Below are 12,646 nucleotides of genomic sequence, written 5' to 3' on the forward strand. Positions count from 1 at the left end.
ACAAAATCACGTATATTTATTCAATTTTTCCAACAATTCTTTTTCTACTTTCGGCCATTCTCGGTCAATGATGGAATAGACGACCGCATCTCTCGGTTTGCCGGTAGACCGGATCCGTTCATTCCGCAGGACCCCTTCTTTTACCGCGCCGATGCGTTCCAACGCTTTTTGCGAACGGAGATTTTCCGCATCGGTCTTGAATTGCACCCGGATCATGCCGCGTTCTTCAAAGCAATAATGGAGAAGCGCCAGTTTCACCCGGGTATTCACGTGTGTGCGCTGGACCGATTCGGCATAGAATGTAGAGCCGACCTCGCAGCTTTTATTCGTTTCGTCAATCGCATAGATGCGGGTCGTGCCGATCACTTCCGCCGTTTCCGGATTTTCGACGGCAAAAATCAGCACGTTGGATTGATTCAATCCCGCCGCTAGCCACGCTTCCAACTGCTCAAAAGTCTCCACTTTCATCAGCATGTGCTCGAAAATTTCCGGTGTATACAAGCCCCAAAGCGCTTCAAAATCCTCTCTCTTCAATAAACGCAAGCGAATTCCTGGCTGTTCAATAATCATTTCTGTTCCTCCTAACTAAAATAGACTGATTGGATCCTCTGCAAAAATTCCCGTTCAAGTTCCCCCATCTCTTTCGCTAAAAAATAAGTCGAAACTTGAGGCAGCGGAAACAAGTCAAAATGGGCATCCATCAAGCGCCCTTCGATCAACTCCCGGCGAACCATTGACCTTGGAAGAAATGATACGCCGAGCCCTTCCTGGATAAATCGCTTCACGATATGCGCTTGTGTCACTTTCATTGTCCGAATCCCTGTCACCTGCAAGCGCAGCTTCAGCAACAGCTCTTCCCAAAATAGCGGATGGTGGTGAGTAAACAAAATCGATGATTGGAGCATGGCTTCTGCTGAAACAGTTGGCCCGCTTTCGTCATCATACGCATCTCGCGGCAAGATGAATAAGAGCGGATCGTCGTAGACAATGTCGTGGAGAATATTTCTTCGTACTGGCGGCAATGCAGAAATTCCTGCTGAAACTTCGCCGCTTTCCACTAAATCCTCGATTTTCTCGGATTCTTCTACTTGTATGTCCAATTCAATATCGGGATGCTTCAAAGTGAAAGATTTTAAGATATAAGGAAGAACCGTTTCAGCCATCAACGGAGAAATAGCCAATCGCCATTTCTGCCGGTAGCCTTGGGCAAAAGCATGCAGTCCGTCAATACTCGCATCCACTTGCTCTAAAATGCTTTTGGCTTCCCCGTGAAAATGGCGCCCTTCTTCCGTCAGTTCGACCCGGTTCTTTTCGCGCTTAAATAGAGAGATGCCTAAACTCTCTTCCAATAATCGGATGTGCACGGTCACGTTGGGCTGAGACATCAGCAGCCGTTCAGAAGTCTTTCTGAAGTTCAAGGTTTCCGCAGCATCCACAAAAGTCTTTAACCACGAAAGCTCCATAATTGCCCCCTTTCTTAATTAATAATTTGAATTGACTTAATTATATATCTTTAATTTTTATAATCAATATTGCGCGGTATGATAAAAGAAAAGGAGGAGAAGAACCATGTTTCAGAAAGGACTAAAAGGTGTGGTGGCGGTGCAGACAAGCATTTCGTCAGTTGACGGGGATAAAGGAGAATTGCGTTACCGAGGAAAACTGGTAGATGAAGTGATCAAAGGAAAATCATTTGAGGAGACGGCTCATTTCTTATGGCACGGAAAGAGTAGAGATTCAGTAGAACTTGAAGAATGGAAAGCTTCTTTTCTTAAGTTCCGGAAAGTGCCGGAACATATTGTAGAAATAGCAAAGCTGTTGCCAAAAGAAGCTTCTATTATGGATGGGCTGCGCACCTTGATATCCGCTTATAGCTCACAAGCGTTTTCACGCATTCCTTCTGAGCAGCAAGCATTGTCCCTCGTGTCTGTTTTTCCGGTTTTAACGGCTTTGCTCTACCGCTTACAGCAAGGGCTTCCCATTATCGAGCCACGGGACGACTTAAATCATACGGCCAACTATTTATGGATGTTAAGAGGCACAGAACCTACAGTTGCACAAATTGAAGCATTGGAAACTTATTTGAAACTCAGCATGGAGCACGGCATGAATGCGTCCACGTTTGCCGCACGCGTCACGGTTTCTACCGAATCTGATATGGTCTCTGCCCTTACTTCAGCGATAGGAACGATGAAAGGCCCATTGCACGGCGGCGCGCCTTCCGGTGTTATCAACCTTTTGGAAGAAATTCAATCTCCTGAACGGATTGAACTGGTCATTAAAAACAAACTCGATCGAGGCGAGAAAATTATGGGGTTTGGCCACCGCGTTTATCGGACGGAAGATCCGCGTTCGATTTTATTGCGTAACGCCTGTCTGGCACTTGAAGGAGAAGACGCTTGGCTGGATTTAGCTGTGTCTGCAGAACAGGAAATCATTCGCTTATTAAATGAGCGAAAACCGGGACGCGCCCTTTACACCAATGTCGAATTCTATGCAGCTGCGATTATGCGCTCCATTGATATGCCGCCCGCACTATTCACGCCTACTTTCAGTGTGGCGCGCATCGTCGGCTGGACTGCCCATGTATTGGAACAGCAACGGGACAATGTCATTTTCCGGCCGCAATCTGAATATATCGGAAACTAACTTAAAAAAACCCGTCTCCAAATTAATGGAAACGGGTTTTTTACACATGGATAGTACAAATACACATGGAACAATGGAGCCTAGGGGGCTCGAACCCCTGACCTCGACGCTGCCAGCGTCGCGCTCTCCCAGCTGAGCTAAGGCCCCGCGCTGAACAGGCGCAGGAAAATAAAAATGAGCCATGAAGGATTCGAACCTTCGACCCTCTGATTAAAAGTCAGATGCTCTACCAACTGAGCTAATGGCTCGAAAAATGGCTGGGGTACCTGGATTCGAACCAGGGCATGACGGGATCAAAACCCGTTGCCTTACCGCTTGGCTATACCCCAAAGATAAAACTGGTGGTGGGGGGCAGATTCGAACTGCCGAACCCGAAGGAGCGGATTTACAGTCCGCCGCGTTTAGCCACTTCGCTACCCCACCGAGAAGAATGGTGGAGGATGACGGGATCGAACCGCCGACCCTCTGCTTGTAAGGCAGATGCTCTCCCAGCTGAGCTAATCCTCCACTAAAATCATTTCAAAAATAAGTTGGTGACCCCTACGGGATTCGAACCCGTGTTACCGCCGTGAAAGGGCGGTGTCTTAACCGCTTGACCAAGGGGCCGATATAAATAGTATAACAGTCTCTCACCAATCTACAAAACCTTATGGAAATCAAAAAGCTTCCAACCGGGTTCGAACCGGTGACCTCTTCCTTACCATGGAAGCACTCTACCTGCTGAGCTATGGAAGCAAGGTAAAAGATTCGTTGCGGTAAAAAACATAAAATAGCCCAGCGACGTCCTACTCTCACAGGGGGAAACCCCCAACTACCATCGGCGCAAAAGAGCTTAACTTCCGTGTTCGGGATGGGAACGGGTGTGGCCTCTTTGCCATCATCACTGGACTCTTTTTTTAGAGTGACTTGTTCACTCAAAACTGGATAGGCGACATTGAAACAGGTGAAACCGCTGGTTTCCGTAAACAAAGTTGGTTAAGTCCTCGATCGATTAGTATTCGTCAGCTGCACGTGTCGCCACGCTTCCACCTCGAACCTATCTACCTCATCGTCTTTGAGGGATCTTACTTGCTTGCGCAAGCTCCCCCAGTTCCGCTCGACTTGCATGTATTAGGCACGCCGCCAGCGTTCGTCCTGAGCCAGGATCAAACTCTCCATTATAGAGTAGTATTGATTGCTCAATGCTGGCGCATCGCCGCCTCCGAAAAGACGCACGATTCGCTTTGATCTGGCAAAGCCTGATCAGTATGGTAAGTCACGAACACCCGGGTGAAAGCAGCCTTGCTCCGATTGCCTAACGGCAACCCTCGCAAAAGCCGTTCTCGCGCCGAAGCGCTCGTGACGTCTTTTGTTGACGTTTTGCTGTTCAGTTTTCAAGGTTCATGTTGCCGCCGTTTCGTTTGTGTTGTTCGTTGTTGCTTGGCGACTTTTATTATATTAAAGCATGTTTATATTCCTGTCAACACTTTTGAAAAACTTTTTATTGAAGTTCTATTTTCATTTTCTTCATTCTCAAATTCCCTTTCGCAAAACCTTATAATAGCGCGATTTCCAGGCACTTCAATTAACGATTTTAAAGTTTAAAGCAGCAATATCTTTGGAAGTAATACTTTTCTGAAATTTTATTTGCCCGTAATTTCGTTTACTTCACCGTTTAGTTGCCATAAGAAAAAGCGTTTTGAACTTCTTCTACAAAGAGAAGTCCAAAACGCTTTTTTATTTTTTAGCTGTTGCTTGAGCCGCTGCTTTACGCGCTGCCCGCCGCTCTTCCAACCGTTGGCGGTCGATGTCTGACTGCTCATTGTATTTTGGCAAGACCAGCAATTGATACGCATTTACTGCCAGGAACGGGAACAAGAGCAACGTTACCCAGCTATCGATATTCCCTGCTTCCACCATCAACGCCGGCAGCCATTCTACAGTAGTAATGACGATCATGAAGAATAAAGCCGAGATGAACGTGTCTTTGTTTGTCCATTTCGCTTTGAAGTATGCTGTTACGACAGCTGTGATTAATAAAATCGCCAGCAATACGCCGTAGAGCCAAACTTGTCCGACTGTTTCGGCGTTAGGTGCAAAGCGGAATACAATCAAATCGAGAATAACTACCGCGATGATCAATAGCTGAACCCAGTTCCATAGCCGGAGCGTACGGAAGATGTTCATTCCGATTTGGTGTACGGTTAAGTAAGCAAAGAAACAAAGTTGGCTGATGATGCTCATCGTTAAACCGATAATGATCATCCAAACAAAGCCTGCGAACACTTCTCCCCAGGCGCCGTCAGCTACTGCATGCGAAAATATATCGTCCCAGCGAATGAATAATCCAAGTACCCCTGTTACTCCTCCACCGATTAAAAGCGCTTTAAAGAAAAATTTGACCCAATTTCGTATTGTCACATCAATGCCTCCATTGTTTAAAATCCTCTTAAGATTGTACCAACCCCCAGCAGAAAAATCCATTGAGCTCTCGCTTCAGATGTGAACAAAGCTTGAAAGTCGTGACAATTTGACATATATAGAAGAAAAACCCGAAAGCCGGCAGCGGCAATCGGGTTTCGCGTTATTGTTTTTTAGCAAACTGAGCAAGGATCTGTTCAGCAATTTCACCGTAGATTTTCCCAGTTGGATGGTCTTCCAAGTAAACAGAAGGCGCGAAATCTTCTTCGTTCCAATCCGGCTGGCCTAGCGGAATCTGGCCAAGCAATGGCGCTTGCAGTTCCTCAGCAAGTTTCGGTCCGCCGCCTTGTCCGAATAAATACTCTTTCTTGCCTGTTTCTTTGCTTTCAAACCAAGACATGTTTTCAATAACACCTAATACTTCATGGTCCGTTTGAATGGCCATCGCTCCTGCACGCGCGGCAACAAATGCTGCTGTCGGGTGTGGAGTGGTGATGACGATTTCTTTAGACGCAGGCAGCATTTGATGGATGTCCAGCGCTACGTCTCCCGTACCTGGCGGCAAGTCCAATAGAAGATAGTCCAAGTCGCCCCATTCGACATCACGGAAGAACTGGTCCAAGACTTTCCCAAGCATAGGGCCGCGCCATACAACCGGCATATTGTCCTCAACGAAGAAGCCCATTGAAATGACTTTCACTCCGAAACGTTCTACAGGAATAATCGTGTCGCCGCGCACAACTGGAGATTTGTCGATGCCCATCATGTCTGGAACACTAAATCCGTAAATGTCCGCATCAATCAAACCGACTTTTTTGCCGAGGCGAGCTAACGCTACAGCCAAGTTAACCGATACGGTTGATTTGCCGACGCCGCCTTTCCCGCTGGCAATCGAAATGAATTCGACTTTATTCAGCGGAGACAAAAGATCTTGCGCTTCCGATTCGCTAGCAGTTCCACGGAATTGCGCTAAAGCTTCAGGAGGCAGTTCCTCGAAACGGATTCCGACGGATCCTGCTCCCGCTCCTTTTAGCACTTCGACCACTTTCATCTGAAGCTGCATTTGTTCCGGTGTATTCGCTTTCGCAATCGCCAGTTTCACACTCACATGATTTTTCTCTTCTTTTATCTTCACAGACGTAATGCCGTTTGTCTCCGTCAGCGATCTATGTAAAAACGGATCTTGAAGCTCTCCGAGTAATTCGCGAACTTGTACTTCAGTCAACATATCTCATACACTCCCTATCACTTTTGCTCACCCTAAAGTATAGCATACCGCCTTTTAAATTAAATCTAATGCGACTTAGAAAAGCGGAGGTGCCCGCTTAGCTCTGACCGGCATAAGCCGATACGGCGAAGCGGCGTTTATTTGCTGCACAGCCGGATCGGCTTATGACCCGAAGAGCTGGGCACCGCAGCTGGACACTCAGAAAAGCGGTGACGCTCATTTTCATTCCTGAAAGCAGTGCCGTTCTACCAGTTTCAAAGCAAAATAAAACCCCTCTTCTCCAAAGAGAAAAGGGGTTTTGAACTATTAACGTTTTGAGAACTGTGGTGCACGACGAGCTGAACGCAAACCTGGTTTCTTACGTTCTTTCATACGTGGGTCACGAGTTAGCAATCCAGCAGATTTAAGTGCTGGACGGAAAGCAGGGTCTACAGTAAGTAGAGCGCGTGCGATTCCGTGGCGAACTGCTCCAGCTTGACCAGTGAAGCCGCCGCCTTTTACGTTTACAAGTACATCATAGCTTCCAAGAGTTTCAGTAGCTACTAATGGTTGTTTGATGATTTGCTCAAGTGTTTCGTATGGAACGTAATCCGATACGTCACGGTTGTTAATTGTAATTGTGCCGTCTCCTGGTACTAAACGTACGCGAGCTGTTGAGTTTTTACGGCGACCTGTACCTAAATATTGAACTTGTGCCAAAGGTGTATCCTCCTCTTATTTACTAATGATTATCCGCGAAGCGTGTAAGCTTCTGGCTGTTGTGCTTGGTGGTTATGTTCTGGTCCAGCGTAAACGTGTAGTTTTCTGAACATTTGACGTCCTAAAGAGTTTTTAGGAAGCATCCCTTTGATAGCCAATTCAAGCATTTTTGTTGGGTATTTTGTGCGCATTTCAAGTGCAGTACGCTGTTTCAACCCGCCGCTGAATTGAGTGTGGCGATAGTAGATTTTGTCAGTTAACTTTTTACCAGTTAAGTGGATTTTGTCAGCGTTGATGATGATCACGTGATCACCTGTGTCAACGTTTGGTGTGAATGTTGGTTTGTATTTACCGCGTAGGATTGAAGCGACTTCAGAAGCTAAACGTCCAAGAGTTTGCCCTTCTGCATCGACAACCAACCATTTACGCTCGACTTCGTGACCTTTAGCCATGAATGTTGTACGCATGTATATTGTCCTCCTAATATATCATCTCTTTTTTAAAATCACATGTTCCTATAGTTCCGTTGTTCCGTTTTTTCGTTATCCCTAAACACAAATAACCTTCCGGGGCATATCGTGGGGGTAATGAAAATACCATACATCATCATATAATGGATAGCCCTTAAAGTCAAGGGTTTTTATAAAAACACCAGGAAAAGTTGCTTCAGCTTTCATACTCCACATTTTCCAAGTATAAACCGTGTGCTGCCGCGGTTTTGCCGGCCAAACTGCGATCCGCTCCGGCGATGATTCCAGCCATCTCGGAAGCCTTTCTGCGCCCTGTCCCGATTTCCATCATTGTGCCCGCGATAATCCGCACCATATTATAGAGGAAGCCGGTGCCTTCGATCACCATATGCAATTCTTCCCCATGCTCTTCAAATTCCAGGCGGCGAACCGTCCGCACTTTATCCACGACAGCCGTATTCGCAGCGCAGAAACTCGAGAAATCGTGCGTCCCGAGAACCGCTTCTGCTGCTTTCCGCATGGCTTCAATATTGGGCTTCTGCTTGACATGGACCATATAATTCCGGGTAAACGGGCTGATGATTGAACTGCGGTCCCACTTGTAGCGGTACGTCTTCCTGGCCGTATGGTAGCGTGCATGAAACGCTGGATCCGCTTCTTCAATCTCAAAAACCCGGATATCCTCCGGCAATAAAACGTTCAGCGCTTTCAGCCATCCGCTCATCGGGATCGAAAGAGGGGTGTCGAAATGGATCACTTGCCCCGTCGCATGCACTTTTGAGTCCGTGCGCCCGCTCGCCACTACTTGAATCGTTTCGCCCTTGTGGATGTTTTTTAGGACTTTCATTAATTCTGCCTGAACGGTTCTGGATTCCGGCTGTACCTGGTACCCTGCAAAACCTGAACCATCATAGGCGATTTTCGCTTTTAATCGTTTCATGCTTTCTCTCCTTACGTGCGGAAATACCAAAGCGCCGCCGTAAACCCTGCCAGCAGCAATAAACTCAAGCTGTCAATCAGCCGCCAGTCCAGCTGCCGGTAGCGTGTCCGCCCTTCACCGCCGCGATAGCCCCGCACTTCCATGGCCGTCGCTAAATCTTCAGCGCGTTTAAACGCACTGACAAATAACGGGATCAAGAGCGGCACAACCGCTTTGATGCGTTCTTTGATCGGCCCCGAGCCAATATCCGAGCCTCTTGCCATCTGTGCTTTTAAAATCTTGCCGGTTTCATCCATTAAAGTCGGGATGAAACGCAGCGAAATCGACATCATCAAGGCCAATTCATGCACAGGCAATTTAACGCGCTTGAATGGCCCAAGCAGCACTTCAATCCCATCCGTAATCGAAATCGGCGAAGTTGTCAGAGTCAGAATGCTCGTAATGAACACCAGGACCAGGAAACGGATCGAAATGAAAATCCCCTGCCTTAAGCCTTCCTCATACACTTCAATAAACCCGAATTGGAATAGCACATCCCCTTCTTTTGTAAAGAAGATATGCAAAAGAAACGTAAAAATCAATAAAATAAAGACCGGTTTCAGTCCATTAATCAGGAAATACAAGCGAATCTTCGATAAAAAGACCACCAGCAAAGTAAATACCAGCAAAAGCAAATACGTCAACGCGTTATTGGCGACAAAGACGATTGCGATAAACAGGAAGACGAATAGGAGTTTAGCCCGCGGGTCCAAACGGTGGACCAATGAGTCTCCCGGAATAAACCGTCCGAAAATCATTTTTTCCATCATTCGGTTTCACGTCCTTTCGCCAGAGCCAGCGCGATGTTCTTCGCCAAAGCTTCTTCCGTTAACGAAATCCCGTCCAACTCGATTCCCAGCTTCGCTTCCAGCATCCGCTGCAATTTCACGGTACGCGGCGGCTCCAGCCGATAATCCATTAATTGTTCTTCATTGGCAAAAATGTCCCGGGGTTCTCCAGACACAACACATTTCCCGTTATGCATAATCGCAATTTGATCCGCAAAGCGCGCAGCGTCTTCCATGCTGTGCGTCACCAATACCGTCGTAAGCCCTTTTTGCACATGCAGCTGGTGGAATAAATCCATAATCTCCCGCCGCCCTTTCGGATCGAGCCCGGCCGTCGGTTCATCCAGCACCAGCACTTCCGGATCCATTGCGAGGACGCCTGCAATCGCCACACGGCGCATCTGCCCGCCGGACAAATCGAATGGCGACTTCTCAAGCGCTTCCGGCGGCAATCCCAATTGAGCTGCCAATTCAACCGCTCGGCGTTTTGCTTCTTCTTCCGGCACACCGTAATTCATCGGCCCGAACATGATATCTTTCAAGACCGTTTCTTCGAACAACTGCTGTTCCGGAAATTGAAAGACAATGCCTACTTGCCGGCGGATATCCCGTAGGTTTTTCGCTTTCACGCCCGCCTCCACTTTGCGGTCGCCAATGACAACCGAGCCTTCCGTCGGCTTCAACAGGGCATTCAGATGCTGAAGAACGGTCGATTTCCCGGATCCCGTATGGCCGATAATGGCGGTATACGATCCCGATGGAATGTGGATATTCACGTGATGCAGCGCCCTTTTTTCAAAAGGCGTATTTTCAGCATAACTATAGCCTACTTCTTGGAGTAAAATGTCCATAAATCCTCCACCAGCCTGTCCTCTGACATATGTTCATTGCTTAATTGGACTCCGGCTTCTGTTAAAAGCTTGGACATCCGCATCGCAAACGGCAAATCCAGTCCAAGTTCCGTTAATTTATTGCCCGCAAAAAATACATCTTCCGGCGTTCCTTCCACTTGCTTATGCCCGGCATTCATCACAAGAATGCGGTCGGCTAATGCCGCTTCCTCTAAATCATGAGTAATTGAGATAACCGTCAATCCGGTTGCTTCCCGCAATTCCCGGATCGTTTCGATCACTTCCATACGCCCTTGCGGATCGAGCATTGAAGTCGCTTCATCCAGAATGAGCAGCCTTGGACGCAAAGCAAGTGCCCCCGCTATCGCCACACGCTGTTTCTGGCCGCCTGAAAGGTGGTGCGGTTCGTGGTTCAAGTATTCTTCCATCTTCACTTGGCGCAGCGATTCATGCACCCGCTGGACCATTTCCGCATGCGGCACTCCGTTATTTTCCAAAGCGAAGGCTACATCATCTTGCACCGTCGCTCCCACAAATTGATTGTCCGGATTTTGAAAGACCATGCCCATCTGGGAACGGATCTCCCATAAACTTTCTTCAGACATCTTCTGGTCCATTGCAGTGACGGTTCCGCTTTGCGGAAACAGCAAACCATTCATTAATTTTGCAATAGTGGATTTCCCGGAGCCGTTATGGCCGACGAGGGCAATCCACTCTCCTTGCTTAATGGAAAAGGAAAGCCCTTCAACTGCCGGCCGTACGCTTTCATTATCGGGCATATATGTAAATGTCACATTTTCAAAAGACATAATGTTCAAATCCATCTCAGCTAACCTCCTCTGGCTGTTCTCATCTCTACTCTACTCGGTTTCATAAGCATCTGTAAATATTGGCCTAAATAAAAAAAGCGCGCACCTCATTCAGAGAAATGCGCTTTTCTGTCTCTATGGCTCCCCGGTTGCTTAAGCCAGGGTTGAATGAGGTGCGTAGAGCTAGACAAGACGCCGCCTTTCAGCTCGCTCATCATAACACTCAGCTTTTCATATATGTCGTATAAATCATTATGCTAAAAGAAGAGGGCGTTAACCCTCTCCCCGTAATTCAAATTAAACTAATTCAATAATAACGATCGGTGCGCCGTCTCCGCGACGAGGCCCCATTTTCATGATGCGTGTGTAACCGCCTTGGCGTTCTGCGTAGCGTGGAGCAACGTCATCAAACAATTTTTGCAAAGCAAAGATTGTGTTTTCGTTACCTTCTGCATCCGTAGATGTTACTAGCTCACGACGAATATATGCTGCAGCTTTACGGCGTGCATGGATATCTCCACGTTTGCCAAGCGTAATCATTTTTTCTACAGTTGAACGCACTTCTTTCGCACGAGCTTCAGTCGTTTGAATGCGTTCGTGTACGATTAAGTCTGTTGTAAGGTCACGTAATAGTGCTTTACGTTGAGAACTTGTACGTTGAAGCTTTCTCATTGAAGTTTCCCTCCTTTGTTGAATAGTTCGGATTAGAATTCAAGGCAATCAGTCTTCTTTGCGAAGGCCTAGTCCTAAATCTTCCAACTTCACTTTAACTTCTTCTAGTGATTTGCGTCCAAGGTTGCGGACTTTCATCATGTCGTCTTCCGACTTGCTTGCCAATTCGTGTACCGTATTGATACCCGCACGTTTTAAGCAGTTGTAAGAGCGAACCGAAAGATCAAGTTCTTCAATTGTCATTTCCAAGACTTTTTCTTTTTGGTCTTCTTCTTTTTCAACCATGATTTCAGCCGTTTGTGCCTCATCAGTCAAACCAACGAAAATGTTTAAGTGCTCAGTGAAAATTTTTGCCCCAAGTGCAATTGCCTCTTTTGGACCAATGCTTCCATCTGTCCAAACATCAAGAGATAATTTATCGAAATTAGCGAGTTGACCTACTCGAGTATTTTCTACTTGGAAATTAACGCGTGAAACTGGAGTGTAAATAGAGTCAATCGGGATAACGCCGATCGGAAGATCTTCACGTTTGTTCTGATCTGCACGGGCATATCCGCGGCCTCTGTTCGCATACATGCGCATACGGAGATGGCCACCTTTAGCGATTGATGCAATATATAGATCCGGATTCAGAATTTCCACGTCACTATCGTGAGTGATATCTGCAGCCGTAACCGTTCCATCACCTTTAACATCAATTTCAATGACTTTTTCTTCGTCAGAGTAAATTTTAAGAGCCAGTTTCTTTATGTTCAAAATGATTGACGCAACATCTTCTTCTACACCTTCAACAGTGGAGAATTCGTGCAACACACCATCAATTTGAATTGAAGTCACAGCAGCGCCTGGTAAAGATGAAAGTAAGATTCGACGTAAGGAGTTTCCTAAAGTGGTTCCATATCCACGCTCAAGAGGTTCAACAACGAACTTGCCGAATTTGGCATCATTGCTGATCTCAACCGTTTCAATCTTTGGTTTTTCTATTTCGAGCATTCATTTTACCCTCCTTCAAAACGTCGGTGTTTTTTCGTTTCATCAAGAATTCGATAGTCACAGACTTTCGTTACGATTTAGATCCATCCAGCAAGTCGTGATGTTCAA

The 12,646-nt window shown here is 46.7% G+C and carries 13 protein-coding genes, 7 tRNA genes, 1 rRNA gene and 1 other annotated feature; of the genes, 1 reads left to right on the forward strand and 20 read right to left on the reverse strand.

Features of this window, described 5'->3' with window-relative positions:
- Positions 1–6: 6 nt before the first annotated feature.
- Both BN1080_RS16455 and BN1080_RS16460 read right to left on the reverse strand, forming a co-directional pair.
- Positions 7–570, reverse strand: coding sequence for a GNAT family N-acetyltransferase (locus BN1080_RS16455; protein WP_052654034.1), 564 nt, complete (start codon positions 568–570; stop codon positions 7–9).
- Positions 571–581: 11 nt separating this feature from the next.
- Positions 582–1,463, reverse strand: coding sequence for a LysR family transcriptional regulator (locus tag BN1080_RS16460; protein ID WP_052654037.1), 882 nt, complete (start codon positions 1,461–1,463; stop codon positions 582–584).
- Positions 1,464–1,569: 106 nt separating this feature from the next.
- Here BN1080_RS16460 and BN1080_RS16465 point away from each other — a divergent pair, with 106 nt between their 5' ends.
- On the forward strand, positions 1,570–2,649 hold the full coding sequence (locus BN1080_RS16465; RefSeq protein WP_052654040.1) for a citrate synthase/methylcitrate synthase: 1,080 nt from the start codon (positions 1,570–1,572) through the stop codon (positions 2,647–2,649).
- Between the two features lie 74 nt (positions 2,650–2,723).
- On the opposite strand, the gene BN1080_RS16470 is transcribed toward BN1080_RS16465, so the two are convergent.
- The 18 genes from BN1080_RS16470 to BN1080_RS16555 all read right to left on the reverse strand — a co-directional run bounded on the left by BN1080_RS16470 (position 2,724) and on the right by BN1080_RS16555 (position 12,538).
- A tRNA-Ala gene (locus BN1080_RS16470) sits at positions 2,724–2,796 on the reverse strand.
- A 28-nt stretch (positions 2,797–2,824) separates the two neighbouring features.
- Positions 2,825–2,897, reverse strand: a tRNA-Lys gene (locus BN1080_RS16475).
- A gap of 6 nt (positions 2,898–2,903) precedes the next feature.
- A tRNA-Gln gene (locus tag BN1080_RS16480) sits at positions 2,904–2,978 on the reverse strand.
- 10 nt (positions 2,979–2,988) lie between these two features.
- Positions 2,989–3,072, reverse strand: a tRNA-Tyr gene (locus BN1080_RS16485).
- An 8-nt stretch (positions 3,073–3,080) separates the two neighbouring features.
- A tRNA-Val gene (locus BN1080_RS16490) sits at positions 3,081–3,156 on the reverse strand.
- Positions 3,157–3,180: 24 nt separating this feature from the next.
- Positions 3,181–3,255, reverse strand: a tRNA-Glu gene (locus BN1080_RS16495).
- A 56-nt stretch (positions 3,256–3,311) separates the two neighbouring features.
- Positions 3,312–3,384, reverse strand: a tRNA-Thr gene (locus tag BN1080_RS16500).
- A 37-nt stretch (positions 3,385–3,421) separates the two neighbouring features.
- Positions 3,422–3,537: ribosomal RNA gene (rrf, locus tag BN1080_RS16505) — 5S ribosomal RNA — on the reverse strand.
- Positions 3,538–3,632: 95 nt separating this feature from the next.
- Positions 3,633–3,729 (reverse strand) — a sequence feature (23S ribosomal RNA rRNA prediction is too short).
- 636 nt (positions 3,730–4,365) lie between these two features.
- Positions 4,366–5,049, reverse strand: a complete 684-nt coding sequence (locus BN1080_RS16510) for a KinB-signaling pathway activation protein (RefSeq protein ID WP_052654043.1) — start codon at positions 5,047–5,049, stop codon at positions 4,366–4,368.
- Positions 5,050–5,212: 163 nt separating this feature from the next.
- Positions 5,213–6,277, reverse strand: a complete 1,065-nt coding sequence (locus BN1080_RS16515) for an Mrp/NBP35 family ATP-binding protein (RefSeq protein ID WP_052654045.1) — start codon at positions 6,275–6,277, stop codon at positions 5,213–5,215.
- A 306-nt stretch (positions 6,278–6,583) separates the two neighbouring features.
- Positions 6,584–6,976 (reverse strand): 30S ribosomal protein S9, encoded by a 393-nt coding sequence (gene rpsI, locus BN1080_RS16520; protein ID WP_052654049.1) that lies wholly within the window; start codon positions 6,974–6,976, stop codon positions 6,584–6,586.
- A gap of 29 nt (positions 6,977–7,005) precedes the next feature.
- Positions 7,006–7,443, reverse strand: a complete 438-nt coding sequence (gene rplM / locus BN1080_RS16525) for a 50S ribosomal protein L13 (protein ID WP_052654052.1) — start codon at positions 7,441–7,443, stop codon at positions 7,006–7,008.
- Positions 7,444–7,642: 199 nt separating this feature from the next.
- Complete coding sequence (truA, locus tag BN1080_RS16530) at positions 7,643–8,386, reverse strand: tRNA pseudouridine(38-40) synthase TruA (RefSeq protein WP_052654055.1); 744 nt, start codon at positions 8,384–8,386, stop codon at positions 7,643–7,645.
- 11 nt (positions 8,387–8,397) lie between these two features.
- The gene (locus BN1080_RS16535) at positions 8,398–9,195 is read right to left on the reverse strand and encodes an energy-coupling factor transporter transmembrane component T family protein (RefSeq protein ID WP_052654058.1); all 798 of its coding nucleotides are present in this window, start codon (positions 9,193–9,195) and stop codon (positions 8,398–8,400) included.
- Positions 9,192–10,064, reverse strand: coding sequence for an energy-coupling factor ABC transporter ATP-binding protein (locus BN1080_RS16540; RefSeq protein ID WP_052654062.1), 873 nt, complete (start codon positions 10,062–10,064; stop codon positions 9,192–9,194). Before BN1080_RS16540 ends, BN1080_RS16535 begins: the two co-directional genes overlap by 4 nt.
- Positions 10,040–10,888, reverse strand: coding sequence for an energy-coupling factor ABC transporter ATP-binding protein (locus tag BN1080_RS16545; RefSeq protein WP_199876639.1), 849 nt, complete (start codon positions 10,886–10,888; stop codon positions 10,040–10,042). The genes BN1080_RS16540 and BN1080_RS16545 overlap by 25 nt, the downstream gene beginning before the upstream one ends.
- A 282-nt stretch (positions 10,889–11,170) precedes the next feature.
- Positions 11,171–11,545: a 50S ribosomal protein L17 gene (gene rplQ, locus BN1080_RS16550; RefSeq protein WP_052654065.1), complete on the reverse strand. Its 375-nt coding sequence runs from the start codon at positions 11,543–11,545 to the stop codon at positions 11,171–11,173.
- 48 nt (positions 11,546–11,593) lie between these two features.
- Complete coding sequence (locus BN1080_RS16555) at positions 11,594–12,538, reverse strand: DNA-directed RNA polymerase subunit alpha (protein ID WP_052654068.1); 945 nt, start codon at positions 12,536–12,538, stop codon at positions 11,594–11,596.
- Between the last annotated feature and the right edge of the window lie 108 nt (positions 12,539–12,646).

The organism is Planococcus massiliensis, assembly GCF_000821325.1.
Taxonomy (GTDB): Bacteria; Bacillota; Bacilli; order Bacillales_A; family Planococcaceae; genus Planococcus; species Planococcus ruber.

What these genes read in the sequence shown, in the direction of transcription:
- BN1080_RS16455 (WP_052654034.1), bottom strand. Translation starts at nt 570, where the DNA reads ATGATTATTGAACAGCCAGGAATTCGCTTGCGTTTATTGAAGAGAGAG.
- BN1080_RS16460 (WP_052654037.1), bottom strand. Translation starts at nt 1,463, where the DNA reads ATGGAGCTTTCGTGGTTAAAGACTTTTGTGGATGCTGCGGAAACCTTG.
- BN1080_RS16465 (WP_052654040.1), top strand. Translation starts at nt 1,570, where the DNA reads ATGTTTCAGAAAGGACTAAAAGGTGTGGTGGCGGTGCAGACAAGCATT.
- BN1080_RS16515 (WP_052654045.1), bottom strand. Translation starts at nt 6,277, where the DNA reads ATGTTGACTGAAGTACAAGTTCGCGAATTACTCGGAGAGCTTCAAGAT.
- rplM (WP_052654052.1), bottom strand. Translation starts at nt 7,443, where the DNA reads ATGCGTACAACATTCATGGCTAAAGGTCACGAAGTCGAGCGTAAATGG.
- truA (WP_052654055.1), bottom strand. Translation starts at nt 8,386, where the DNA reads ATGAAACGATTAAAAGCGAAAATCGCCTATGATGGTTCAGGTTTTGCA.
- BN1080_RS16535 (WP_052654058.1), bottom strand. Translation starts at nt 9,195, where the DNA reads ATGATGGAAAAAATGATTTTCGGACGGTTTATTCCGGGAGACTCATTG.
- BN1080_RS16540 (WP_052654062.1), bottom strand. Translation starts at nt 10,064, where the DNA reads ATGGACATTTTACTCCAAGAAGTAGGCTATAGTTATGCTGAAAATACG.
- BN1080_RS16545 (WP_199876639.1), bottom strand. Translation starts at nt 10,888, where the DNA reads ATGGATTTGAACATTATGTCTTTTGAAAATGTGACATTTACATATATG.
- rplQ (WP_052654065.1), bottom strand. Translation starts at nt 11,545, where the DNA reads ATGAGAAAGCTTCAACGTACAAGTTCTCAACGTAAAGCACTATTACGT.
- BN1080_RS16555 (WP_052654068.1), bottom strand. Translation starts at nt 12,538, where the DNA reads ATGCTCGAAATAGAAAAACCAAAGATTGAAACGGTTGAGATCAGCAAT.